General features: G+C 63.7%; 24 protein-coding genes, 1 tRNA gene and 1 pseudogene. 17 read left to right on the forward strand and 9 right to left on the reverse strand.

Features of this window, described 5'->3' with window-relative positions:
- Positions 1-538 (forward strand): calcium-binding protein (locus tag JV18_RS0100810; protein ID WP_033073032.1); only part of this gene is annotated, 538 nt, incomplete at its 5' end.
- 133 nt (positions 539-671) lie between these two features.
- Positions 672-1,452 (forward strand): annotated as a pseudogene (locus JV18_RS14790) (IS5 family transposase).
- A 29-nt stretch (positions 1,453-1,481) separates the two neighbouring features.
- Here JV18_RS14790 and JV18_RS0100825 read toward each other — a convergent pair.
- The 3 genes from JV18_RS0100825 to traA all read right to left on the reverse strand — a co-directional run bounded on the left by JV18_RS0100825 (position 1,482) and on the right by traA (position 6,376).
- A protein-coding gene (locus JV18_RS0100825; protein WP_144243835.1) for an IS3 family transposase occupies positions 1,482-2,631 on the reverse strand; the annotation gives its coding sequence in 2 pieces (ribosomal slippage) (positions 1,482-2,379 and positions 2,378-2,631; 1,152 coding nt in all).
- Positions 2,632-2,747: 116 nt separating this feature from the next.
- Positions 2,748-3,449 carry a DUF6118 family protein gene (locus tag JV18_RS0100835; RefSeq protein WP_033073036.1) on the reverse strand — a complete coding sequence of 234 codons (702 nt, stop codon included), beginning with the start codon at positions 3,447-3,449 and terminating at the stop codon, positions 2,748-2,750.
- Between the two features lie 11 nt (positions 3,450-3,460).
- The gene (gene traA, locus JV18_RS0100840; RefSeq protein WP_033073037.1) at positions 3,461-6,376 is read right to left on the reverse strand and encodes a Ti-type conjugative transfer relaxase TraA; all 2,916 of its coding nucleotides are present in this window, start codon (positions 6,374-6,376) and stop codon (positions 3,461-3,463) included.
- A gap of 172 nt (positions 6,377-6,548) precedes the next feature.
- Here traA and JV18_RS0100845 point away from each other — a divergent pair, with 172 nt between their 5' ends.
- Both JV18_RS0100845 and JV18_RS0100850 read left to right on the forward strand, forming a co-directional pair.
- Positions 6,549-6,854, forward strand: a complete 306-nt coding sequence (locus JV18_RS0100845; protein ID WP_033073038.1) for a conjugal transfer protein TraD — start codon at positions 6,549-6,551, stop codon at positions 6,852-6,854.
- Positions 6,838-7,146 (forward strand): conjugal transfer protein TraD, encoded by a 309-nt coding sequence (locus tag JV18_RS0100850; RefSeq protein WP_443027755.1) that lies wholly within the window; start codon positions 6,838-6,840, stop codon positions 7,144-7,146. The genes JV18_RS0100845 and JV18_RS0100850 overlap by 17 nt, the downstream gene beginning before the upstream one ends.
- Here the strand turns inward: JV18_RS0100850 and JV18_RS15770 are convergent.
- From JV18_RS15770 to JV18_RS0100875, 5 genes are all read right to left on the reverse strand, one after another.
- Positions 7,108-7,680: an RNA polymerase sigma factor gene (locus tag JV18_RS15770; RefSeq protein WP_081944640.1), complete on the reverse strand. Its 573-nt coding sequence runs from the start codon at positions 7,678-7,680 to the stop codon at positions 7,108-7,110. The two genes, JV18_RS0100850 and JV18_RS15770, sit on opposite strands and share 39 nt — an antisense overlap.
- Positions 7,677-8,177, reverse strand: coding sequence for a sigma-70 family RNA polymerase sigma factor (locus JV18_RS0100860; protein WP_052071660.1), 501 nt, complete (start codon positions 8,175-8,177; stop codon positions 7,677-7,679). The genes JV18_RS15770 and JV18_RS0100860 overlap by 4 nt, the downstream gene beginning before the upstream one ends.
- On the reverse strand, positions 8,174-8,665 hold the full coding sequence (locus JV18_RS0100865; RefSeq protein WP_235302704.1) for a hypothetical protein: 492 nt from the start codon (positions 8,663-8,665) through the stop codon (positions 8,174-8,176). Before JV18_RS0100865 ends, JV18_RS0100860 begins: the two co-directional genes overlap by 4 nt.
- Before the next feature lie 220 nt (positions 8,666-8,885).
- Positions 8,886-9,806 (reverse strand): HEPN domain-containing protein, encoded by a 921-nt coding sequence (locus JV18_RS0100870; RefSeq protein ID WP_033073040.1) that lies wholly within the window; start codon positions 9,804-9,806, stop codon positions 8,886-8,888.
- A gap of 123 nt (positions 9,807-9,929) precedes the next feature.
- Positions 9,930-11,678, reverse strand: a complete 1,749-nt coding sequence (locus JV18_RS0100875; RefSeq protein ID WP_033073041.1) for a ParB/RepB/Spo0J family partition protein — start codon at positions 11,676-11,678, stop codon at positions 9,930-9,932.
- 823 nt (positions 11,679-12,501) lie between these two features.
- On the opposite strand from JV18_RS0100875, the gene JV18_RS0100880 reads away from it, so the two are divergent.
- The 3 genes from JV18_RS0100880 to JV18_RS0100890 all read left to right on the forward strand — a co-directional run bounded on the left by JV18_RS0100880 (position 12,502) and on the right by JV18_RS0100890 (position 14,643).
- On the forward strand, positions 12,502-12,729 hold the full coding sequence (locus JV18_RS0100880; RefSeq protein ID WP_033073042.1) for a helix-turn-helix transcriptional regulator: 228 nt from the start codon (positions 12,502-12,504) through the stop codon (positions 12,727-12,729).
- The gene (locus JV18_RS0100885; protein ID WP_033073043.1) at positions 12,726-12,932 is read left to right on the forward strand and encodes a hypothetical protein; all 207 of its coding nucleotides are present in this window, start codon (positions 12,726-12,728) and stop codon (positions 12,930-12,932) included. Before JV18_RS0100880 ends, JV18_RS0100885 begins: the two co-directional genes overlap by 4 nt.
- A 73-nt stretch (positions 12,933-13,005) precedes the next feature.
- Positions 13,006-14,643 (forward strand): recombinase family protein, encoded by a 1,638-nt coding sequence (locus JV18_RS0100890; RefSeq protein ID WP_235302706.1) that lies wholly within the window; start codon positions 13,006-13,008, stop codon positions 14,641-14,643.
- Positions 14,644-14,647: 4 nt separating this feature from the next.
- On the opposite strand, the gene JV18_RS0100895 is transcribed toward JV18_RS0100890, so the two are convergent.
- Positions 14,648-15,331 (reverse strand): prolyl hydroxylase family protein, encoded by a 684-nt coding sequence (locus tag JV18_RS0100895; protein WP_443027756.1) that lies wholly within the window; start codon positions 15,329-15,331, stop codon positions 14,648-14,650.
- Between the two features lie 106 nt (positions 15,332-15,437).
- Between JV18_RS0100895 and JV18_RS0100900 the strand changes: the two genes are divergently transcribed.
- From JV18_RS0100900 to JV18_RS0100940, 10 genes are all read left to right on the forward strand, one after another.
- Positions 15,438-15,514, forward strand: a tRNA-His gene (locus JV18_RS0100900).
- Positions 15,515-15,624: 110 nt separating this feature from the next.
- Entirely contained in the window at positions 15,625-16,674 is a 1,050-nt protein-coding gene (locus tag JV18_RS0100905) for a Glu/Leu/Phe/Val family dehydrogenase (RefSeq protein WP_033073044.1), read from the forward strand.
- An 81-nt stretch (positions 16,675-16,755) separates the two neighbouring features.
- Positions 16,756-17,109 (forward strand): YbaN family protein, encoded by a 354-nt coding sequence (locus tag JV18_RS0100910; RefSeq protein WP_033073045.1) that lies wholly within the window; start codon positions 16,756-16,758, stop codon positions 17,107-17,109.
- A 69-nt stretch (positions 17,110-17,178) separates the two neighbouring features.
- Positions 17,179-17,919, forward strand: a complete 741-nt coding sequence (ccmC, locus tag JV18_RS0100915; protein WP_033073046.1) for a heme ABC transporter permease CcmC — start codon at positions 17,179-17,181, stop codon at positions 17,917-17,919.
- Entirely contained in the window at positions 17,916-18,071 is a 156-nt protein-coding gene (locus JV18_RS15110; RefSeq protein WP_144243836.1) for a heme exporter protein CcmD, read from the forward strand. Before ccmC ends, JV18_RS15110 begins: the two co-directional genes overlap by 4 nt.
- Positions 18,068-18,544, forward strand: coding sequence for a cytochrome c maturation protein CcmE (gene ccmE / locus JV18_RS0100920; RefSeq protein WP_033073047.1), 477 nt, complete (start codon positions 18,068-18,070; stop codon positions 18,542-18,544). Before JV18_RS15110 ends, ccmE begins: the two co-directional genes overlap by 4 nt.
- Positions 18,541-20,511 carry a heme lyase CcmF/NrfE family subunit gene (locus JV18_RS0100925; RefSeq protein ID WP_033073048.1) on the forward strand — a complete coding sequence of 657 codons (1,971 nt, stop codon included), beginning with the start codon at positions 18,541-18,543 and terminating at the stop codon, positions 20,509-20,511. Before ccmE ends, JV18_RS0100925 begins: the two co-directional genes overlap by 4 nt.
- Positions 20,508-21,038 (forward strand): DsbE family thiol:disulfide interchange protein, encoded by a 531-nt coding sequence (locus tag JV18_RS0100930; RefSeq protein ID WP_033073049.1) that lies wholly within the window; start codon positions 20,508-20,510, stop codon positions 21,036-21,038. Before JV18_RS0100925 ends, JV18_RS0100930 begins: the two co-directional genes overlap by 4 nt.
- Complete coding sequence (locus JV18_RS0100935) at positions 21,035-21,487, forward strand: cytochrome c-type biogenesis protein (RefSeq protein ID WP_081944641.1); 453 nt, start codon at positions 21,035-21,037, stop codon at positions 21,485-21,487. The genes JV18_RS0100930 and JV18_RS0100935 overlap by 4 nt, the downstream gene beginning before the upstream one ends.
- Positions 21,484-22,131 carry a tetratricopeptide repeat protein gene (locus JV18_RS0100940; protein ID WP_052071661.1) on the forward strand — a complete coding sequence of 216 codons (648 nt, stop codon included), beginning with the start codon at positions 21,484-21,486 and terminating at the stop codon, positions 22,129-22,131. The genes JV18_RS0100935 and JV18_RS0100940 overlap by 4 nt, the downstream gene beginning before the upstream one ends.
- The last annotated feature ends 28 nt before the right edge of the window (positions 22,132-22,159 follow it).

The following is a 22,159-nucleotide window of genomic DNA, read 5'->3' on the forward strand; positions in this document are numbered from 1 at the left end:
TAGCGGCAACGGCGGATGGGGCGGCAACGACACCATTCAGCTGGGCGCGGGTATCCTCGCAAGCGAAGTGTCGGTGGCGCAAGCCAACAACGGCCGTGATCTGGTGCTAACCTTCATCGACGGCGGTTCGATCACGATCAAGGAAACGATGGTCAGCGGCGACTATCGCGTTGAAAGATTGGCGTTTGCCGACGGCATGACCTGGACGCATAACGAACTTGTTGCACGTTCAATGTCAATGAATGCCACACAATCTTCCGCTCGTATGAACACATTCGAATATCAAGAGGAGGCGCTGATCGACAAAACCGCATTCAGCGAGGTCGATCCGGATTGGGATAGCGAACATTATCCACAGAGCGTGTTGGACCCCGCCTTCAAATCGATCATAGCAGCGGCACAAATTGTTGAGGCTGCAGCCGCGTTCAGCCCTCGGGTCGCCGGAATGATCCAATGGTCAACGTCTGGCGATCGGGTTCGTATAGATTCTCATGTGTTGGGTATTAGCGAGCGTCGTATCTTTGCCGACATTCAATAACAGACAAGTGCCGCCCGCCATATCGCTTTGGGCGGCACCTGCCGCGCCGCTCATGTTTCACTAGGCCGCGTTGACAAAAGGGATTCCCAATCCGGTCGGTTTCTGATTCAGAGCTGCTTTTTGGGGAGCAGTCATGGGTCGCGGGGATTTGTCGGATGCGGAATGGAGCGTAATCGGGCCGCTGCTGCCATCTGAGCGGGGACGCTGGGCGCGTCCCGCAGGCGATAACCGGCGGTTCCTGAACGGGATGCTTCATGTGCTGCGGGTCGGTTGCCCATGGCGCGACATGCACGAGCGCTATGGCAAGTGGAACTCGGTCTATGTCCGGTTCCGGCGCTGGGCCGAACAGGGCGTGTGGGATGCGTTGCTGCAAACGCTGGTCGATCTGGGGCGCACCGACGACTGGCAGCACATGATCGACAGCACCACGGTTCGCGGCCATGTCTCGGCCGTCGGCGGAAAAGGGGGGGGCTGCGAACGCTTTTGGTCGATCGCGCGGCGGCTTTACGTGCAAGGTCCACGCCCGCTCGGACAATCAGGGACGCCCTCTCGGCTTCCTCCTGACCGGCGGCGAAGCATCGGATTACGCCGCCGCCGAACCGTTGATGAAAATCCCGGTCGCCAAGCCCAGGGCGCTGCTCGCCGATAAAGGCTATGACGGTGACCGCTTCCGGGAAAGCCTGTTGATCCGAGGCATCCTGCCGATCATCCCGCCGCGCTCGAACCGCAAGACCCCCGAACATCCCGACTATCGCCGCTACACGGATCGCAACCGCATCGAGCGCATGTTCGGAAAGCTCAAGCAACAGCGCCGCATCGCCACCCGTTACGACAAATCCATCCTGTCCTTCGAGAGCTTCCTCAACCTCGCAGCCGTCCGGCTATGGCTGAAGTCTTTTGTCAACGCGGCCTAGGCCTGACGTGCTCCCCTGATTGTTACCAGTCAGAAGTAGAGTCCGGCTCCTTCATGATGGTTGATTGATGGGATGGCAATGGTCCTGGGGGCATGCCCCCAGGACCATTGGCCGGCGATCTCGGCGGGGGTTTGCCCACCCAGTTTAGAGTGCGGCCTGACGTGATTATAATCGTGCCGCCAAGCCATGAGCACGAAGCGGGCGTGCGCCAGCGACGTAAACAGGGTCTCGTTGAGGCATTCGTCGCGCAGGCGACCATTGAAGCTCTCGACGAAGCCGTTCTGCATCGGCTTCCCCGGCGCGATATAATGCCATTCGACCTGACGCTCCTGCGACCAGCGCAGGATCGCCGACGAGGTCAGTTCGGCGCCGTTGTCGCTGACGACCATGTGGGGCTTCCCCCGCAGGCCGATCAGCGTCGTCAGTTCCCGGGCAACGCGGATGCCGGATAGCGATGTGTCCGCCACCAGCGCCAGACACTCCCGCGTAAAGTCATCGACGATGCACAGGATGCGGAACCGCCGACCGCACACCAGGCTGTCCGATACGAGGTCGAGCGACCAGCGCTGGTTCGGACCCTGCGGCAGTGCCATCGGCGCTCGCGTGCCCAAGGCCCGCTTGCGGCCACCACGGCGGCGGACCCGCAAGCCCTCCTCGCGATAGATGCGCAGCAGCTTCTTGTGGTTCGGGCGCATGCCCTCCCGCGCCAGAAGATACCCCAAGCGACGATAGCCGAACCGGCGGCGCTCGGCCGCCAGCTCGCGCAGGCGTTGCCGCAGAGCGCCGTCATCCGGCCTCGTCGGCTCATATCTGATTACCCGGCGACTCACGCCCACCAGGATGCACGCCCGACGCTCGCTCAGCCCGTGATGGTCACGGGCATATGCGACGGCCTCCCGCTTGGCGCCGGGCGTCACCATTTTTTGATGTCAGATCCTTCAGCACCGCATTGTCGAGCATCGCCTCGGCCAGAAGCTTCTTCAGCTTCGCATTCTCGTCCTCGAGCGCCCGAAGTCGCCGCGCTTCCGACACGTCCAGACCCCCGAACTTCGCCTTATACTTGTAGAAGGTCGCCGAGCTGATCCCGTGCCGGCGGCATACATCCGCCGTCGGCATCCCCGCCTCATGCTCCTTCAATATCGCGATGATCTGCTCTTCGTTGAACCTGCTTCGCTTCATTGCGTCCGACTCCTTCGCGTCGGACTCTACTCAAAATCGGTCACATTTCAGGGGAGCACGTCAATCGCGGAGAGCCACCATTCGGCAAACCACCCCAAAGTAGACGTGAGCGTCATCTACGGAGGCGTGATCGTGACGCGGCACCGCACGACCTTCTTCGATTTTTCCGCAGCCCGTTCGCAATCAGCAATCGTCTTCTTGTTACGACCCCGCATTTCGGCGGCATCCGATATCGCGCGCCAGTCCAACGGACTCCCCACCTTCAAGAGGCGCACTCCGGCATCCCATACCGACGGCTCACGGAGCGTCCGCATCGCAATCCTCTCAGGCATATGCCAGCTCTCCGGAAGCTGCCGTGCAAGGATTCCGGGCACGATCGCCCACAACAGGCATCCGGCCAGTACTCCGCCACACGCCGCCCATCTCAAATACTCGCGCTGGTACGAGGCACTCCAGGCCGACGCGACGATCTTAGTCAGGTCGCGCATCGCATCGTCATATCGGGTCTCCGCTGCCGCGATCTGCTCGCGGTCTGATTGGCGGGCGCTACGCGCCGCCTGATCCATCCGCTGCGCCATACCTTCGGGGGTCATGGCCATGGCAGGCTTGGCGGCAATCGTGTCCAGCGTATCGGCCACGGCCGCAAGAGACTCAGCCATTTCGCCAAGGGTGTCGCTGTAGTCCGGGATGTCGATGTTGGCCTTCTCGGTCGCGAGATTCTCGACCGCTCGGCGCATCAATGCAATTTGGCTTTCGAGGCGGGTGAACGCGGCCGCGGCGGGGTCCTGAGGCTGAGCGGTCTGGTCGTCGGTCGTCATTCATCCTTCTCCTACATGCCTATTCCAATGCCGAGCGAGCGGGTACGGCCGAGCACGGCGATGTCAGCCAGTTCCTGAGCGATGGGGCGAACCGATCGCATGTCGATGCCGAGCGCCGCCTTCCGAGCGCTGAGGATCGATTCGATCTGCGCGTCGCGTTCAAGGCTCTTTGCCATCGCGCCCATCTGGCCCGATATCTGACGCGCCGCGTCATGTGCCCCCTTGCGGGTAGCCATGTCGCGCTGCTGGCGCAGTTGCTGCCAGCTCTCGGTGAACCGGTCGGCGCGCTTGCCGGGATCGATACGGATTTCGAATTCGAACTGCATCGCGCGGATCGCCGCCCGGCTATCGCCTCGCGCCGCCGATCCGGCCAGGTCGGGTTCCCGCTCGAACGCCGCCGCCAGATCGGCGCGCGCGTGCGGACGAACCGCGTCGAGATCGGCGCCGGCCTTGTCGAGCGCACTGCGCTGGTGCGCGAGCGTGGGATAGCCTTTGGCTGTCATGCGATCGATGTCGGCCTGTGCACGGGCATAGCGTTCGACCGCGCGCGGCAAGGCGTCGGTTCGCGGCGCCTGCTGCGGTTCGATGCTCGCACGCATCACGGTCGGCTTGAACCCTGCGAAGATGCTGCGCGCCTTCTCGGGCACGGCCTTGACGATCTCGGCAACGCGCTCACGGATCATAATCCCGCGCCGCTCGGCAAATACGCGCGCCGGATCGGCCTTGGTATAGTCGCTCGCCATATCCTTCGCGCGCTCGCGCGACAGCGTGCGGGCGAGCTTGCCCTGATCGGCAAAATCGTCCCGGCCGTAATGGAGCGCGAGCCCGTCCCTGTGCCGCGACAGCGCGACATAGGTGCTATGGCTATCCATGCCCGGTGTCGCGAGCACATGGGCGCGATCAACGGTCATGCCCTGCGCCTTGTGGATCGTCGCCGCATAGCCATGATCGATGTCGCGATAGTCCTTGATGTCGAACGCGATCGATCGTCCGTCGTCGGTGCGCACCGCCATATTCTGTTCGCTGACGCGCTCGACCGTGGCGAGCGTGCCATTCTTCGCACCAAGGCTGCGCTCGTTGCGCAGGAACATGACCCGGTCGCCCGAAGCAAAACTGCGGTCGCCGCGCTCGACCTTGATCGCGATATCTTCGCCAAGATCGCCGCTTGCGTGCATCCGGTCGCGCGCTGCTTCGTTGAGCGCGCGCACTTCGTCATTGGTGTGGGTGAGAATGATCCGGCTGGCGTCCGGATGGAGTTTCCGGTCTTTGTCCCATTGCCCTACCAACTCCGCGCGCGCCGCTTCCCTCGTCTCGGCGGCGCACACCATCCCTGCTTCGTCATAGGCGTGGATCGCGTCGCCGGTGCGTCCCGTGGCAAGCTCGCGCGTCGCCTCGCGCTGCCACTCGGCATGCTGACGACGGACCTCGCCGATTTCGGCGGCGCCGTGTCGTTCGTGGAGCGCACGGAACGCGGCGCCGGCTTCGATCGACTGCAGCTGTTGCGGATCGCCGACCAGCACGACCTTGGCGCCAGCATCAGCCGCATGGCTCAGCACCCGCTCCATCTGCCGCGTGCCGACCATGCCCGTCTCGTCGATGACGAGAACATCGCGGGGGCCAAGGAGATCACGTTCCTGCGACCAGCCGTGCTCCATGCTGGCAATGGTGCGCGAGGGAATGCCGCTGCCATTCTCGAGGCCCTCCGCGGCGATGCCGGAGAGCGCAGCGCCGCGAACGTTCAGGCCCGCATCTTCCCAAGCCTCGCGTGCAACCCCGAGCATCGCGCTCTTGCCGGTCCCGGCATAGCCGACGACGATTGTCAGGCCCTGTTCGCCGGTTATATGCGCAAGCGCCGCCTGCTGTTCGCGACCAAGACGCAGGGCGGTCGTTCCGGCGATGTCCTTCCCTCCCTGGAGAGATGTCGCCGGGACCTTCATACCCCGACCCTGTGCAAGCCGCTGAGCCGCGTCATGCAAGCGTTGTTCGGTGTCGATCATGGCGCGCGACGTGAACCGCTCCGCGCCGCGTCCGTCCTGGCCGAGGGCGATCAGATCGGGCGACGAGCGGATCGCACCCAGCACCGCATCATATTGTTCGCGGCCGTTGCTGTGGCGATGCACGAACATAGCGAGATCGCGATCGGTGAACGTCGCTTGGCTGTGCGTGATAGCATCGAGCGCAAGGCTTGGGTTCGCGATGATGCGTTCGCCGTTACGCGCGGCGATCTCGCGATGCTGGTCGATCCGTTCGGCCTCTAGCCCGCGACCTTCCATGCGCGATGCGGCGGCACCAATCTTGTCCTGCGGTTCGAGCGCGATACCTTGCGCGTCGAGGCTACGATGATCGACGCGCGTATCGATATCGAGTTCGGCCAAGCGCTCGTTGACATGATCCGCCCAGCGCTCACGCCACTGCTCGACCATCTCCGTGCGGTTCCAGTCGCGCACCTTCGCGCCGAACCCGACTTCGCCATCGTCGCCGACGACGATCTCGCGCATGGTGAGCATGACATGCGCGTGGGGTTTGGCGAGCCCGTCGGCGCCGATGTCCCAATGGACATTGAGGTCGGCGATCATGCCGCGTTCGACGAACTCGGCAGCCGCAAAATCACGGGCCAGTTCGATGCCCTGCTGCTGATTCATCTCGCGCGGGATTGCGAACTCGACTTCGCGCGATAGCTGCGCATCCTTCCGCTTCTCGAACGCCTCGACAGCATTCCACAGGCGTTCGCGATCGTGCCATTCGTCGGGCGCGTCCTCCGGGAGCAGGACTTCCGAATGCACAACGCCCGACTTGTTTGTGAAGTCATGCGCGCGATCGAGCCGCTCGTCGTGCAGCCGCTCGGCCGAACGATAGGCCGCCGCCGCCACGGCGCTCCGCCCGGCGGCGCGGCTGATGACGTTAACCGAGAGGTGATAGATCGCCATGACGGCAATCCATCTACGCCATGAAGAGCACGTCGGCACGACGTATAAGCGCGCCCTCACACGAATAAATCCGCGGAGGGATTAGGCTGTGCCAGGCTGTCCCGACGACTTTGCTGCGCATCGAACGGCGCATCCCTATGATGGGCGCATCACCCCATCATGGAGATGCGACATGCGCAAACCACGCGATATCGATTCGGAACTGAAGGCGCTCGAAGCGAAAGCGAAGGCCCTAAAAGAACGCCGCGTTCGCCAGCTCGGCGAACTCGTCATTGCCACCGGCGCCGATGCACTCGATGCCGATATGCTGACCGGCGCATTGCTAGGCGCGGCCTCGACGAAAGATGCAAGCACGAAGGAGGGCTGGCGCAAGGCGGGCGCGAGCTTCTTTCAACGAGGGCCACGCAAAGCTGCGGCGCGATCTGATCGCGGTGCAGCGAATGACACGGCGCCTGATGGCCATGCGGCATCGGCTTGAAGCGGTGAAGGCACGAACCGGCACACGCGAATGGCAGGTGAAGCGCCGCGAGCGCACGCGCCAGCTCATCGAACTCGGCGGGCTTGTCGTCAAAGCCGGGCTGGTCGATCTGATCGATGACGATCGGGCGAAGCTCTATGGCGCTTTCCTATGGATGGCCGACAAGCTGCGGAGCGAACAAGGCGAACACGCCGCTGCACTCTGGCAACGGCGTGGCAAACGGGCCTTTGAGGCGGCATCGGTGCAGGCGTCATCATTTTCTTCCGACGGTGACCTTGCGGCATCGCGCTAGTGCGCGCCCCATATGCTTTTCAACCGTCTTGGCGCTGAGCCCGAGTTCGGCGGCGATCTCCGCATAGGTCATGCCGCGCAGCCGGTGCATCAGGAAGATACGCCGCGTCCGCGCGGGCATGGCGAGCAACACGGGCCGAAAGGCGCGCCGCAGATCGATCGATTCGATCCGTCGTTCCTGCTCGGGCGCTACGGGTGCATCGCAGCTTTCGTCGAACGGACAGGCGGTGCCTCCCTCACGCATAATTTTGCGCGCGCGCTCGATCAGCAGATTGTGGGCGATGCGCGCCAGATAGGGGCGCGGATATGCGACCCGATCGAACGCGCCGCTGCGAAGCAGCCGCGTGAAGGCTTCCTGCACAAGATCGGGCGCGGCATCGCGCCCGATCCTCCTGCGGAAATAATGGAACAGCCACCCTCGCTCGGCGCGATAGAAGGCCGCGAAATCGACCCTCCAACCGGGCGGGGCAAGAGATTCCGCCCGTTCGCGAACGTCGGCCGCGTGCTCGCGCCGAAGACATGTCTCGCCCATCATTTCGCGGCCACCGCCGCGCGGCAGAGTGTCAGCGCCCGCATCATATGATATTCGACGGTCTGGACGCAGACACCGAGCCGCTCGGCGATCTCCATGTAGGTCAGATGGCGCATTCGGTGCATGACGAAGACGCGCCGGGTCTTGGGCGGCATGGCGCGCACGGTTCGCCGGTAAAGATGGAACAGGTCGATCGCTTCGATCCGCCAAGTCTGATCGGCGTCGGTTGGCGCGATCCATTCTTCGTCGAATGGAAAACAGACGGGGCGGTTCACCATCTTCCGGCGCGCGCGGTCGATAAGGAGGTTGCGCGTGATCCGGGTCAGATAGGCGCCGTAATTCTCGATCCTTTCCAATTCTTTGCTGCGGAGCAGCCGCGCGAAAATCTCCTGCGCAAGGTCCGGTGCTTCCTCGGGGCCCACCCGTCGTTTGAGATAGCGAAGCAATCGAGGATGCTCGGCGCGATAGACGGTATCGAGCGTTCGGATGATGCCTGTCATGGCCGCACCCTCCCACTCTCGCGGCCACCCAGCGGCGCATCGCGCGAAGCGCGATAGAGGGTGATGCCGGCCTCCAGCCGGTTGAGGATGAACCTGTCGCGCTCCGCTTTGGCGATGCGGATGTCGGCGCGAGAGTAAATCTCAAGATCGACCGCGCAGCGGTCGCCAAGTTCGCGGCAAATGACGTCGCGGGCACGGCGCCAGCAGCATTCTTCCTTGAAAAGCTGATGATTGACGACGACCCAGAGTTCGTAATCGGAAAAGTCGATCGTTCTCTTGTCTTCGTACCAATTTCGCCGCGCATAGGGTCCGATCAGGACGATGCGTTTGATCCGCCCCGGTTCGGGCGCTTGCACTTGGGCTGGTTCGAAGAAGGCGCGCAGGATGCGCGTGACCTTCTCGATCTCGCCCTGCTTGCGGCGAATCAGATGGCCGACACGCGCCATCACGACTTCGCGCGCGTAAACGTCGTTCGTTGGGGTAGACATGATAAGCTCGCACAGCGGCGGTCCGCGCTTCGATGCGCGAATGTGCAAGCGGTGTCCGCTGTGCGCCGCTAATGCGGTCTACAGCAACTGCCCGACCTTAAGGGCCGGACCTGCATGATGCTGGCAGGACGTTCCTCGGGATGGACGCCAGTCATTCCATCCCGTAGACAAGATTATGTCAGAATCCGGGAGTCCCGGCAAGCGGGGCGGCGCAACGCAATTATGCGCGAGCCGCCTTTTCGAGTTCGGCGATCTTGTCAGCGCAGACCTCGTGGACGACGCGGCCGAGTTCTTCGACGCGCTCGCCAAGCCAGGTCAGTTCCTCTTCGCTGATCCGGTACTGACGCGAATACCTTGCCTTCGTATACGCTTCCTTGAGCTTCTGGAACATCGCGCGATCGCGGCGACTGGCCTCGGGCCAGATACCGTAGAGTCGCCGGTCGAGGCCTTCGGCGAGCGACCGAAGGAAGGCGATATTGTGGTTGTACGGCGTGTAATACGTCAGCGTGAGCATCAGTCCTTGGTACAGGCGTTCGGTTGCCTGATGCAGCATAAACGCGGCGTCGCGATGCTCATGCTGGGATAGGAAAAAGAGGAAACCCTTCTGGGCGCTGGCCGCTTGTGGCATCCATTCTTCAAAATACTCTCGCGCGGTATCTAAGGCTTGCTGCGGTGTCTTCGGTTTGGGCGTAGCGAGTCCGTTGCCGTCGGCTTCATAAACGGCAATCCCATCCTTCGCGACCTCCATAAAAAAGACGCGCCCATGCGCGAGCCCGTCGTTCACTTCGTGCAGCGAATGAACGATGAAGTTGACCGGTGTCCTCAGCGTCTTCTCGATGGTGTAGGCGCGGATCAGCCGTTCCTCGGCCTTCGCCCAATAGGCGGCACGGTCGGTTAGTTCCTTCTGGCTGACGATGACGAGAATATCGTAATCGGATTTATATTGGTTCGCCGACAGCGGCGCATCGACCCAATCGCCGCGCGCGTGTGATCCGAACAGGATGATTTTGAGGATGCGGGCTCCCTTGCGGCGCCCGGTCGCATTTTCGGTGGCGGCGCCGAACTCGTCGAAGATGATCTCGACGATACGCTCAAGCTCGCGCTGCTTGGCGGCAGGAAGATGATCGAGGTCGGTTCGCATTCCTCAAGAATCTTCGGGCAATGCCCGTCACTTGGCAAGAACAGATTGCCCGGCGCTTTGCGCCGGGCGAAAAATCTGGAGGGACGAGCAAAGCCGTCCCTCCAATTTGGCCGCTGGGAGAAATCAGGCCGCTTCGCGAAGTTCCGGTTCGGCCTCGACCTGCCCCGGAGCAAGCAGCGACGCAATGCGTTCGCTCCGCTCGACACAGCCGACACCGCCGCGCTCGGTATAGCCGCTCGGCGGAAAGGCGAACCAGCGCGGAAGCCAGCCCTCGACCTTTGCCCGGCCATTGCTGCCAGTGAGACAATCGACGAGGATGCTCCGCTGCACCTTGGCGGTGGCTCCCGCGTTGGCCTCGGCGACGTCAGTGCCCGCTACCTCTGCAACGACAGCATTGAGTAATTGCTTGTCGCGAATGAGGTCGGGCAGCACGGTCGTATCGTTCCAGCATGTCCGCAAATCGGTTTCGGTTACTTGCCCCAGCATATCGACCTCGGTGCCGCCGACGGCAAGCGTCTCGCCCATCACGACGGGAAGGATGCTCATCACCGCCTCATCGGACAGCGCCGCCAAGCGGGCGTACAGACCGGAAACGCCATGATCGCCGTCATAGCCGCCGACGACGGTCGGGGCTTCGGCATCGAATCCAATGAGGTCAAGCACCGACCGCCGCGCTTTGTCGAACGCGGCCTCGCTCGCCGATACCTCGACGCTCTCGGCGATGGCATCGCTCGCCGCGCGCTGCTTCTCGACATCGGTACGCCAGAGGTGCGAGCCGACGATGGCATGGGCGACCATCATGCGCAGCGCAATGGCGGGTTGGGATAGCAAGGATGCGCGCACGGCGGCATGACGGTGAAGGTCGATATAATTGCCGAGCGCCGCATTGACTTCGGGACGCACCGGCTTGTTGGTGTTCAGTTCACCCTTGACCCGCTGCCGCGCTTCCTTGGTGGTGATATAACCCTCGTGGAAGGCGACCTCGCCGCGATGAGTGACGGTCACGAACACTTTGCCACCCTTCTTTTTCGGGCAGCGTTCGTGCTCCCACGTATTGAAGTAGGTGCCGCGTTCCATGACGACGACATCGGACCAGCCGCTGTCGCTGTAGAAGGCGGCCTGCTTCTCGACCTCGGCCATCTGCGCCGTCCAGAAGACATCGGCATCGGCAAAATAGCTGTCCTCGCCGAACAAATCCGAAATCACTTCGCCCGCATAATCGGCAAGGTCGAACATCGCGACCTTCGCCGCAATCGCGCTGCCGCCGAACAGCCATGCTTTAAGCTGGCTTCCGGTCGGCGCATGCTTTTCAGGGCAGTCGACCAGCGCCAGCCATTCGCGCTGCTGCGCCTTGGTGGCAAGGGTCAGGTGGCGCATGGTGACGGCATCGAATTTGTCGGCGCGATACATGGTGCGGATGCGGGGGAGCAGATTGCCGATGGCGAGCGTCCGCTTCACCTGTAACGCGGTGAGTCCAAAGGTCAGGCCGATGTCCTCGATGCTCCGCCCTTCGCGGACAAGGCGGGTGAAGGATTCGCAGCGGTTGACCTCATCGGAGTCCAACCGGGCGATATTCTCGATCAGCGAGGCTTCCAATGCCGCCGCATCGTCCCCGGCTTCGATCACAGCGCAAGGCAGCGGGTCGATGCCATCCTGTTCCTCGGCAACGGTCAGCGCCGCATGATAGCGCCGCTTGCCCGCCACGATCTCGTAGGCCCCGTCTTCCGCTCTCGGCCTGATGATCAGCGGCACCAGAATGCCGCGCGCCCGGACGGACGGCAGGATATTGGTGAGGTCCGGCTTCTTGGTCACTCCCCGCATGTTGGCGGGCGACACAGAGAGGTTGGCGATGTCGATATGTTTGAGTTCCATGACTTGTCTCCTTTGCTCTTCAACCACCGCAGCCCCGGATGAGCGGGGGGAGCGGCGAGAGCGACCGGGGAGGCCCGCCACAAAGGCAGGGCGCACCCGAAGGGTCGAAATGCAATGGAGAACCCCGAAAGGGGTTGCGCACTGCCGGGCGGGCCTCAGAGGAGAGCGACGCTCCCACCGCACGGCCGGAGATCAACGCCAGCGCGCGAACGCGCGATGACCTTCGGGCCGGAGCCAAGCTCCGACCTCTTGCGTCGGCGATCGTCACGGCCGTCAGCCGACGAGACGGCGCGTGAGCGCAGGCTCGGTGGAGCGAAGCGGAATAGAGCGCGGCCATCGCAGATGGGACGCCCGCTTCTCTAGCTGCTCACATAGGGTCCAGGCACAAATGAGCGGCTTTCGATCTTATGGGGTCGTTTCTGCGACATGCTTCCGCAATCGAAGCTGCAGGAACCATAGGTGACACGAGAGGCAGATCGATGCCTCCCCCATTGCGTGAACCGAATCGACTGATGCAAACTGGCTGGTGGCGGGCAGACCATCAATGACGAGGCCTGCGATATGACAAGAACAGATAAAGCTGCACGCTCGTCGAACGGCGCATCCGGCAAAAGGCCAGCCAATTCTTTCCAGGGCTTTCCTATTCGCGCCCTTTGGCGCCGATTGGCGCCTTTTGAGCGCTATTGTTGTCGGGCGCCTGTTTTCGCATCCTATGGTTCGATTGCACCGGAATGCACCGAAGAGACACTTGAAAGGCAGGTGCCGTTTATCGAAATTCGTGCCGAGGGGGCATCGTCAACTATCCGCCAATGGAGATAACCCCATGCCTGCTCCCGATAGAATTCTCCGCCTCGATACCGTCCGTCATCGCACCGGCCTGTCGCGCTCGACCATCTATCGCAAGATCGCCGAAGGCACCTTCCCGAGGCAGGTCAAGGTGAGCGTTCACGGCGCCGGCTGGCACGAGTCCAAGATCAATCGATGGATCGCCGATCCGCCCGCCTACCGCGCCGAGAATGACGATCGGCCCGTCGATGACGGGCCGCTATGAAAAAGGATGATGCACCGCGCTCGCGCCCCATCGCACCCGCCAACGACAACCACATTGTCCCTGATCCGGTCGCCATCGATGCGGCCCTGACGCGCATCGCCGAGGCGATCGGCCGACATATCGCCCGCGAGCATATTCGGGCGCGCTGTGCGGCGAACGATAACGATCCTCAGCCGGAAAAGCCTCGGTCCCCAAAGCATTGACCATAGGGTGTTTGCGCGGGACACTGTCTTACTCGGCTGTGCGGGCCATACTCCCGCCACGCGAAAGGAAGACATGATGATCCGCGCCGCGCTCTATGCCCGCTATTCCTCCGACCAGCAGAATGCCGCGTCGATTGCCGACCAGCAGCGCATCTGCCGCGAACGCGCCGAACGCGAAGGCTGGCAAATCGTCGCCAGCTTCGAAGACGCCGCGATCTCGGGCGCGACCATGATCCTGCGTCCGGGTGTCCAGCGGCTGCTTGCCGAAGCGCAAGCGGGGAAGTTCGATATCGTGCTCGCCGAAGCGCTTGACCGCGTGTCGCGCGATCAGGCCGATGTCGCAACCTTCTACAAGCATTTGCAGTTCGCGCGCGTCCCGCTGATCACGCTTGCCGAAGGCGAAATCTCCGAGCTGCATGTCGGGCTGAAAGGCACGATGAACGCGCTGTTCCTCAAAGACCTTGCGAAGAAGACGCATCGCGGCCTGCGCGGGCGGGTCGAGAAGGGATTTTCCGCTGGCGCGGTCGGCTACGGTTATCGGATGGTCCGGCGCCTCACCAGCGAAGGTGAGCTTGTACGTGGCGAACGCGAAATCGATCCGGTACAGGCGTTGGTCGTCGAGCGCATCTTCCGCGAGTTTGCGGACGGCAAGAGCCCGCTTGCCATTGCGCGCGACCTCAATGCCGAAGGCGTTGCCGGTCCGGCGGGCAAGTCATGGCGCGACACCAGCATCCGCGGCGATGTTCGCCGGGGAACCGGCATCATCAACAACGAGCTTTATGTCGGCGTCCGCGTCTGGAACCACAAACATAGCGTCACCGATCCCGCCTCGGGCAAGAGCGTCACCCGGTTCAACCCGGAATCGGAATGGATTAGGAATGAGGTGCCCGAGCTTCGGATCGTCGCCGACGATCTTTGGGAAGCGGCCAAGCGCCAGCAACGGGCGCTTGCCGAACGCCATGCCGGAATCCGGGAAGCGGCGCAGGCGCGCGCGCTCGTCGGGGCGCGGCGCCCGGCCTATCTCCTGTCAGGCCTTCTCGAATGCGGTGTTTGCGGCGGCACTTATGCCGTGGTCGTCGGCGACCGCTATGGATGCGTCGGCCATCATCGTAGCCGTAGCTGCACCAACAGTCGGACGATCCGGCGCGGTGAACTGGAACGCCGGGCACTTGCCGGTATCACCGAAAAGCTCGTGTCGGCCGACAAGATCGAGGCGGCGGTCGCGGCCTATGCGGCGCACATCAACCGCGAGAATCGCGAGCAGCGCATTCAGGCGGAGGCAGACCGGCGGGGACTGGCACGGATCGACAAGGCTGTCGCGGGCATCATCGCGGCGATCGAGGATGGACTCTACCAGCCCGCCATGAAGGCGCGGATGGACGAACTCGAACGCGAGCGGGTCGAGATCACCGCGCGGCTGGCGGAAGCGCCGCAAGAAGTCCCCGACGTTCATCCCGGCATTGCGGAAATCTACCAGCGCAAAGTCGTCAAGCTCGCCGAAACGCTCGATGACCCCGAAACGCGGCTCGACGCGTCAAGCGACATTCGTTCGCTCGTCGGCAAGATCGTCCTCCATCCGGGCGCGAAGCGCGGCGAGGTGCACGCGACGCTCCACGGCTCGCTCATGGGCATTCTCGACTTCGCTAACGATAACCTGCAAACCGGGGAGCGCCGAGTTATAACATCGGTGCCCCCGGGTTCGCGGGGGTGACAGCCTAGGCCGGCAATTCGCCTTCGGGCCAGGGCCAGGGGCGTTCGCGAAACCATTTGGTGATGATATATTTGCGGCCCTTTCGCACCTTCATCCCGTGATGAAGCGTGTCGGCATTGGGAGTGCCGTCGGGGTTCACATTATTCCACGCCAGCAGCTTTCCCTGTTCGGGCTTGTGCATTTTTCCGGTCGCAAGAAAACGGGTGGCGCCCCCGGCGGGCGGTTCGTTGAGATAGATCATCAACGTCCAGCTGCGCTGCCCCGGAATCGCGCAATAAGTCTGCCAGTCGCTGCCGGCGGGATCGAAATAGTCGGTATGCGCCTTGAATTCCTGTCCCACATCATAGCGCTGCCCCTGCATCGGCTCGCCATAGGGCAGGGGAATGCCGGTGATGTCGTGGAGGCGGACATTCAGCGCGGCGACCAGCGGATCGCGGTGATCGAGATCGCAGGTGGTGCTGGTGCGAAAGGCGGTGTCGCCATTGGGATCGGCGATGGTCGAAGGATGGACGTCGCGGTCAATCCGCTCGATCAGCGCCTCGCACAAATCGACATCGAGAAAGCCCGGCAGGGTGAATTGCTGAAGCCGGGGCGTCGGGGCGCGGCGAATGCCCGGAAGGCGCGCCAGACGGTCGGCGGTGCGATCGGCGCCAGAGGTCGCCATGTCGACAATATGCTGTGCTGCCATGGGCGCCTTTTTAGAGGGGAGCGGGCGCGCGAACAATGCTTGACGAAAGGGGACGCGCCGCTTATCGCCCGCGCCCTGCCGACGGCATATTTGCACGCGGCGCATGGCGATCGTAGCTCAGTTGGTTAGAGCACCGGTTTGTGGTACCGGGGGTCGCGGGTTCAAGTCCCGTCGGTCGCCCCATTTTTTGCGATGATGACGAAGCAAAACGGGTCCGCAGGAAACGGCGTGACTCGCCACCCCTGTTGCATTATTACGCCCTCACGTAATTTTTGAACGTAGAGGGTTCCGCCATGTCCGCTGTATGGGATTTCGCCGATTTCGACGATCATGAACATGTTCATATGTTCCGGGATCGTGCGAGCGGACTGACCGCCGTGATTGCCGTGCATTCGACCCATCTTGGTCCCGGTGCGGGCGGTGTGCGCTATTGGCATTATCCCGAGCGTGCCTCTGCGATTACCGACGCGCTGCGCCTGTCGCGCGGCATGAGCTATAAAAATGCCATGGCGGGTCTGCCGATGGGCGGGGGCAAGGGCGTGATATTGGCCGATGAAGGCCAGGTAAAAACGCCCGAACTGCTCGCGGCCTTTGGCCGGGCGGTCGAATCGCTCGGCGGCGCCTATGTCACGGCCGAGGATGTCGGCGTGAATGATGCTGACATGGTCGAGATTTCCAAACACACCAAGCATGTCAGCGGCCTGCCCGTGGGCAACGGCGAGGTCGGCGGCGACCCGGGGCCTTTCACCGCGCTGGGCGTGTATCTGGGCGTCAAGGCGGCAATCAGGGAAGGGCTGGGCGTCGACGAGGTCAAGGATGTCCGCATCGCCATTCAGGGTGTGGGCAGCGTCGGCGGCAAGGTTGCGCGGCGGCTGGCGTCGGAAGGCGCGAAGCTGACGCTGGCCGATGTCAATCTGACGCGCGCGCAGGCGCTGGCTGAGGAATTGGGTGCCGATCTGGTCGATTCGGCGGCGATCATGGAGGTTGAGGCCGATGTGCTGAGCCCCAATGCGCTGGGCGCCATTCTGACCGAACAGAGCATCGAGCGGCTGAAGGTTCCCATTGTGGCGGGCGGCGCGAACAACCAGCTCGCCACCGCTGCCGATGGGCAACGCATCCATGATCGCGGCATCGTCTATGCCCCCGATTATGTGATCAACGCGGGCGGCATCATCAATGTCGCGCTGGAATATCTAGGGCAGGGCAGCCGCGAAGAGGTGGAAAGCCGGATTCACAAGATTCCGGGCCGCCTCGCCGAGATATGGGCCGAAAGCAAGGCGAGCCAGACCCCGGCATCGGTGGTTGCCGACCGGATGGCGCAACAGTTGATCGGTCGCGGCTGAGGACGGCCGGGGATGCCCCGGCGGCACAATGGGCGACGATAGGAGTGGCGGCGCGACCAGATTGCGCTAAGCCTTCTCGCGATGAAGCGGCATTTATTCTTTGTCGGCGGCTGGCTGTCGCTTGCCCTTGGCGCGGTGGGGGCGGTGCTGCCGCTGTTGCCGACCGTGCCCTTTGTCATTCTGGCCGCTTTCTGCTTTGCGCGCTCTTCGCCCCGGCTGGAGGCGTGGCTGGTGACGCACCCGCGTTTCGGGCAGCATATCGTCGCCTGGCGCGAGAATGGCGCGATCAGCCGCCGGGGGAAGGTGGCGGCACTGCTTGCCTTTGCGTTCAGTATCCTCATGGCCTTGCTGTTCGCCCCCTGGCCGTGGAAGCTGGTGCCGGTGGCAGCGGCGCTGATCGGCGGGAGCTGGATCTGGACGCGGCCGGAGGCCTGAGGCGCGCCGGGAAGGGCGCGGGCAAATTGCTGGACCGTCCGGTTCGGCTCGCCTAAGGACGCGGAACCGATGCACGCCTATGCGAATCCGACCCGTTTTCTGGCGATTGCCAAGCCGCTGACGCCCTGGCTGCTGGTGCTGGGGCTGCTTTTTGTGGCGGCCGGGGCCTTTGCCGGCCTGACGATGGTGCCGGGCGATTACAAGCAGGGCGAAACCGCGCGCATCCTTTATGTTCACGTCCCCTCGGCCTGGCTTGGCATGGGGGGATGGACCGGCCTGGCGCTGGCAGGGCTGGTGCAGCTGATCTGGCGGCATCCGCTTGCCGGGGTGGCGGCGCGCGCGATTGCGGTGCCGGGCATGTTGTTTACGGCGCTGTGCCTCGCCACCGGCTCGATCTGGGGCAAGCCCACCTGGGGCACCTGGTGGGAATGGGACGGGCGCATGACCTCGATGCTGGTGCTGCTGTTTCTTTATGCCGGTTTCATCGCGCTGACCAATGGCGAGCGCGAGAATGAAGCGGGAGGGAGCGTGTCGCGCGGCGCGGCCATTTATGCGCTGGTGGGGGCGATCAACCTGCCGATCATCAATCGCAGCGTCGTATGGTGGAACAGCCTGCATCAAGGGCCGAGCATCACCTTGCGCGGGTCGAGCATCGATGGCGCGCTTTTGTGGCCGCTGGGGCTGACATTGGTTGGATTCTCCCTGCTGTTCGGTGCGATTGTCCTGATGCGGATGCGGCGGATCATTGCCGATAATCGCGTGACGGCGCGGCTGCGGCGCATGGCGGGCAGCGAAGAGGGGGCGCTATGAGCGGAGTGATTACGGGGTCGGGCCAATGGGCCTATGTCGTTGCCGCCTATGCGCTGACGGCGCTGCTGACCGGCGCGGTGCTCTGGCATAGCTGGCGGAGCATGGCCAAGGCGGAAAAGCGCAGCGACGCGCTACGCCGGGACCGGCGATGAAGGCGAAGCATCAACGCCTGATATTGGGATTGCTCGCGCTGGCGGGCATTGTTGGCGCGGGCGTGCTGGGCGCCAGCGCGCTGCGCGACGAGGCCGCCTATTTTCGCACCCCTCAGGACGTGGCGGGCGGCGCGGCGAAGGTGGGCGAGGCGATGCGGCTGGGCGGCATGGTCGCCGCAGGCAGCATCGCGAAACAGCCCGATGGGGTAAGCATCCGTTTTGTTGCCACCGATGGCAAGGCGAGCGTGCCGGTCGAATTCACGGGCATCGTCCCCGATCTGTTTGCCGAAAAAGCTGGCATGGTGGCCGATGGGCGGATGCGCGCCGACGGGGTGTTTGTCGCCGACCGGATTCTCGCAAAACATGATGAACGCTATATGCCGCCGCAGATGGGCGATATGCCCGCGGCGGTGGCAGCGGAAGTGCAAGGGGCGGGGTCCGGTGCGGTTCAGGCGCGCGAGGCGGGGCTGTGATTGCGGAACTGGGCCTTGCGCTATTGTGGATAGCGGCGGCGCTGGCGTGCCTGACGCTTGTTTCGGGCATTTTGTTCCTGCGCGACGGACGCAGCGAACTGGCCTCGACCGTGCGGCCCGCCAGCGTAGCGCAGGGGGTGCTCACCGCCCTGTCCTTTGCCCTGCTGATCGCGCTGTTCGTGCGGTCGGACATGTCGGTCGAGCTGGTCGCGCGCAACAGCAACAGTCTGAAACCGATGCTGTTCAAGATCGCCGGAACCTGGGGCAATCATGAAGGGTCGATGCTGCTCTGGCTGACGATCCTGTCGCTGTCGGGGGGATTGATCGCGCTGTTCGAAAAGCGGCTGCGCGAGGATACGCTGATCGCGACCCTGACCGCGCAGGCCGCGCTGAGCCTTGGCTTTTTTGCCTTTCTGCTCTTTTCTTCCAACCCTTTCAGCCGTTTGCCGGTTGCGCCGCCCGACGGGCAGGGGCTGAACCCGCTGTTGCAGGATATCGGGCTCGCCTTTCATCCGCCGACGCTTTACGTCGGCTATGTCGGCCTGTCGGTGGCGTTCAGCTTTGCGGTCGGCGCACTGGTCACGCGCGAGATTGGTCCCGCCTTTGCCCGCGCGATGCGCCCCTGGGTGCTGGGAAGCTGGATCTTCCTGACCTTGGGGATCACCGCGGGCAGCTATTGGGCCTATTATGAGCTGGGCTGGGGCGGCTGGTGGTTCTGGGACCCGGTGGAAAATGTCTCGCTTCTCCCCTGGCTCGCCGGGGCGGCCCTGCTCCATTCGGTGGCGGTGACGGCGACGCGCAATGCGCTGCGCGCCTGGACGGTGATGCTCGCCGTTGTCGGCTTTTCCATGTCGATGGTCGGCACCTTCATTGTCCGGTCGGGGCTTTTGACCAGCGTGCACAGTTTTGCGGTCGATCCCGAACGCGGCGCTTTCCTGCTGGTGCTGATGGCGCTTTATATCGGCGGGGCGCTGACCCTGTTTGCGCTGCGCGCCGGGGCGGTGGCGGAGGGCAAGAAATTCGCGCTGCTCAGCCGCGAAGGCTCGCTGGTGATCAATAATTTGCTGCTCACTACCATCTTGGCGCTGGTGCTGCTGGGGACGCTTTATCCAATCGTTGCCGAGGCGATGGGCGAGAAAATTTCGGTCGGACCGCCCTATTATAACCGCGTGGCGGGGCCGCTCGCGCTGATCCTGTGCCTGGTCATGGTGGCGGGGCCACTGCTCGGCTGGCGCAAGGATGACGGGCGCAAGCTGTGGACGCGCCTGCCGGTGCCGCTGTTTGCGGGGGGCGCGATCCTGTTCTCGCTCGTCCTGTTTGGTGGGCGGGTCGAGATATTGCCGCTGCTCGGGATGACGGTGGCGGCGATTGTCGCGCTGGCGAGCTTTGCGCCGCTGTGGGGGCGCAATCTGCGCCGGACGCCCCTGCCCGTGTGGGGCATGGTGGTCGCGCATTTCGGGGTTGCCGTGACGCTCGCTGGTATGGGCGCCGAAAGCGCGTTCCTGAAAGAACGGCTGGTTGCGGCCGCGCCCGGCGATATTGTCAAAATTGACGATTTTTCGGTGCGCTTTGACGGCGTTCGTCCGGTTGCTGGCCCGAATTATACTGCGCTCAAGGCGCGGCTGGTTGTCACCGACCCGGGCGGGAAGGCGGTCGTCATGGCGCCCGAATCGCGCATGTTCCCGGGGCTGATGGGGCGCACGCCGGTCGAAACCAATGAAGCCGCCTTGCTGACGCGGCCGGGTGGGCAGCTTTACGCCGTGCTCGGCCAGCCGGTGCCGGGCGAAGGTGCGGGTGTGGCGCGCTATCAACTGCGCCTGTGGTGGAAGCCGCTGGTGTGGTGGATATGGCTGGGCGGCGGCCTGATTGCCTTGGGCGCGCTGCTCGCGCTGATTGGCCGCGCGCAGTGGTTGACCCTGTGGCGCGCGCGCCGTGCGCGCAAGGCAGAGGAGCGTTTTGCACCATGAAGAAACATTGGCTTTTGTTCGTGCCGCTGGCGATTTTGGGCCTGCTGTTCGGCGCCTTCCTCTATCGGCTGACCACCCCGGCCGAAACCCTGGTCCAGTCGCACTGGATCGACAAGCCGATGCCGCTGTTCAACCTGCCCCCCGCGACCGCCGGGGTGCCGGGGCTGAAAAGCGCCGATCTGGCCGATGGCAAGCCGCGGCTGGTCAATATTTTCGCAAGCTGGTGCATTCCCTGCCGCGCCGAAGCGCCGCAGCTGGAGGCGCTGAAAAAAGCCGGAGTGCCGATCGACGGCATCGCCATTCGCGACCGGCCCGAGGATGTCGCGCAATTTCTGAAGGAATATGGCAATCCTTTCGACCGCATCGGCTCTGACATGCAAAGCAGCGTGCAGATTGCGCTGGGGTCGTCGGGGGTGCCGGAGAGCTTTCTGGTCGATGGCAAGGGGATTATTCGCGAACAGATTCAGGGCGTGATCCTGGCCGAGCATGTCCCCGAAATCCTCGCCAAGCTGGAGGCGATGGAGTGAAGGCGCCCGGCCTGCTGCTGACGCTCAGCCTCTTGGCGGCGGCTTGGTGGGGCGGGGCGGGGCCGCTTGCGGCGCAGGATCGCTTGCCGCCCGCGCCCTATGCCTATCAGCAGCTTCGCGATCCTGCGAAAGAGGCGGAGGCGAGGGCGCTGATGGAAAGCCTGCGCTGTCTGGTCTGTCAGGGCCAGTCGATTGCGGACAGCGACGCAGCGCTCGCGGGCGATATGCGGCATGAGGTGCGAAGCAAATTGGCGGCGGGCGAAAGCCCCGAAGCCATTCGCGAATGGCTTGTCGCGCGCTATGGCAATTGGGTGAGCTATGACCCGCCGCTGGATATGGCGACGGCCTTGCTGTGGGGCGGCCCGTTCATTTTCCTTGCGCTGGGCATCTGGCTTGCCTCGCGGCGGTTCATGGGGCGCGGAACGCCCAGCGAGAATGAGGCCCCATGACCTATTTCTGGATATTGGTCGCGATCGGCGTCACCATGGGCGTGATGATCTGGCGGGGACGGCTGGTGGGCGATGCGCGCACCCGGCTGGCATCGGCGATGGTGATTGCGCTGTCAGGCTATGCTTTGCAAGGGCATCCGATGTTGCCGGGAAAACCCGTCGCGGCGCCCGACGAGCCCGAAGGATTTGGCGAGGCGATCCGCGATCAGCGGCGCGGCATGTCGGAACGCTTCGGTCCCGCGGCGCAGTGGCTGGGCATGTCGGACGGCTTCATGCGGACGGGCAAAACCAGGCTGGCCGCGCAAACGCTGGAAAAGGCGCTCGAAAAATATCCCGACAATGTCGATCTGTGGGTCGGGCTGGGCAATGCGCTGGTCGCCCATGGCGGCGGCATGATGTCTCCGGCGGCGTCGCTTGCGTTTGACGAGGCGGCGCGGCGCGATCCCGCGCACCCCGCGCCGCCTTTCTTTGAGGGGTTGGCGAAAGCGCAAAGCGGCGATTTCACGGGCGCGGAGCGCGTGTGGTCGGACTTGCTCGCGCGCAGCCCGGACGACGCGCCGTGGCGGCCCGATCTGGAGCAGCGGTTGACGCAGCTTCGCGCCGTGCTGGAGCCGGCACCGCCGAACCCTTCCGAAGCAGGATGATTTCCATGCTGTTCCAAATGGAACGACT

The organism is Sphingopyxis sp. MWB1, assembly GCF_000763945.1.
Classification (GTDB): Bacteria; Pseudomonadota; Alphaproteobacteria; order Sphingomonadales; family Sphingomonadaceae; genus Sphingopyxis.

What these genes read in the sequence shown, in the direction of transcription:
- JV18_RS0100835 (WP_033073036.1), bottom strand. Translation starts at nt 3,449, where the DNA reads ATGACGACCGACGACCAGACCGCTCAGCCTCAGGACCCCGCCGCGGCC.
- traA (WP_033073037.1), bottom strand. Translation starts at nt 6,376, where the DNA reads ATGGCGATCTATCACCTCTCGGTTAACGTCATCAGCCGCGCCGCCGGG.
- JV18_RS0100845 (WP_033073038.1), top strand. Translation starts at nt 6,549, where the DNA reads ATGCGCAAACCACGCGATATCGATTCGGAACTGAAGGCGCTCGAAGCG.
- JV18_RS0100850 (WP_443027755.1), top strand. Translation starts at nt 6,838, where the DNA reads ATGCGGCATCGGCTTGAAGCGGTGAAGGCACGAACCGGCACACGCGAA.
- JV18_RS15770 (WP_081944640.1), bottom strand. Translation starts at nt 7,680, where the DNA reads ATGATGGGCGAGACATGTCTTCGGCGCGAGCACGCGGCCGACGTTCGC.
- JV18_RS0100860 (WP_052071660.1), bottom strand. Translation starts at nt 8,177, where the DNA reads ATGACAGGCATCATCCGAACGCTCGATACCGTCTATCGCGCCGAGCAT.
- JV18_RS0100865 (WP_235302704.1), bottom strand. Translation starts at nt 8,665, where the DNA reads ATGTCTACCCCAACGAACGACGTTTACGCGCGCGAAGTCGTGATGGCG.
- JV18_RS0100870 (WP_033073040.1), bottom strand. Translation starts at nt 9,806, where the DNA reads ATGCGAACCGACCTCGATCATCTTCCTGCCGCCAAGCAGCGCGAGCTT.
- JV18_RS0100875 (WP_033073041.1), bottom strand. Translation starts at nt 11,678, where the DNA reads ATGGAACTCAAACATATCGACATCGCCAACCTCTCTGTGTCGCCCGCC.
- JV18_RS0100880 (WP_033073042.1), top strand. Translation starts at nt 12,502, where the DNA reads ATGCCTGCTCCCGATAGAATTCTCCGCCTCGATACCGTCCGTCATCGC.
- JV18_RS0100885 (WP_033073043.1), top strand. Translation starts at nt 12,726, where the DNA reads ATGAAAAAGGATGATGCACCGCGCTCGCGCCCCATCGCACCCGCCAAC.
- JV18_RS0100890 (WP_235302706.1), top strand. Translation starts at nt 13,006, where the DNA reads ATGATGATCCGCGCCGCGCTCTATGCCCGCTATTCCTCCGACCAGCAG.
- JV18_RS0100895 (WP_443027756.1), bottom strand. Translation starts at nt 15,331, where the DNA reads ATGGCAGCACAGCATATTGTCGACATGGCGACCTCTGGCGCCGATCGC.
- JV18_RS0100905 (WP_033073044.1), top strand. Translation starts at nt 15,625, where the DNA reads ATGTCCGCTGTATGGGATTTCGCCGATTTCGACGATCATGAACATGTT.
- JV18_RS0100910 (WP_033073045.1), top strand. Translation starts at nt 16,756, where the DNA reads ATGAAGCGGCATTTATTCTTTGTCGGCGGCTGGCTGTCGCTTGCCCTT.
- ccmC (WP_033073046.1), top strand. Translation starts at nt 17,179, where the DNA reads ATGCACGCCTATGCGAATCCGACCCGTTTTCTGGCGATTGCCAAGCCG.
- JV18_RS15110 (WP_144243836.1), top strand. Translation starts at nt 17,916, where the DNA reads ATGAGCGGAGTGATTACGGGGTCGGGCCAATGGGCCTATGTCGTTGCC.
- ccmE (WP_033073047.1), top strand. Translation starts at nt 18,068, where the DNA reads ATGAAGGCGAAGCATCAACGCCTGATATTGGGATTGCTCGCGCTGGCG.
- JV18_RS0100930 (WP_033073049.1), top strand. Translation starts at nt 20,508, where the DNA reads ATGAAGAAACATTGGCTTTTGTTCGTGCCGCTGGCGATTTTGGGCCTG.
- JV18_RS0100940 (WP_052071661.1), top strand. Translation starts at nt 21,484, where the DNA reads ATGACCTATTTCTGGATATTGGTCGCGATCGGCGTCACCATGGGCGTG.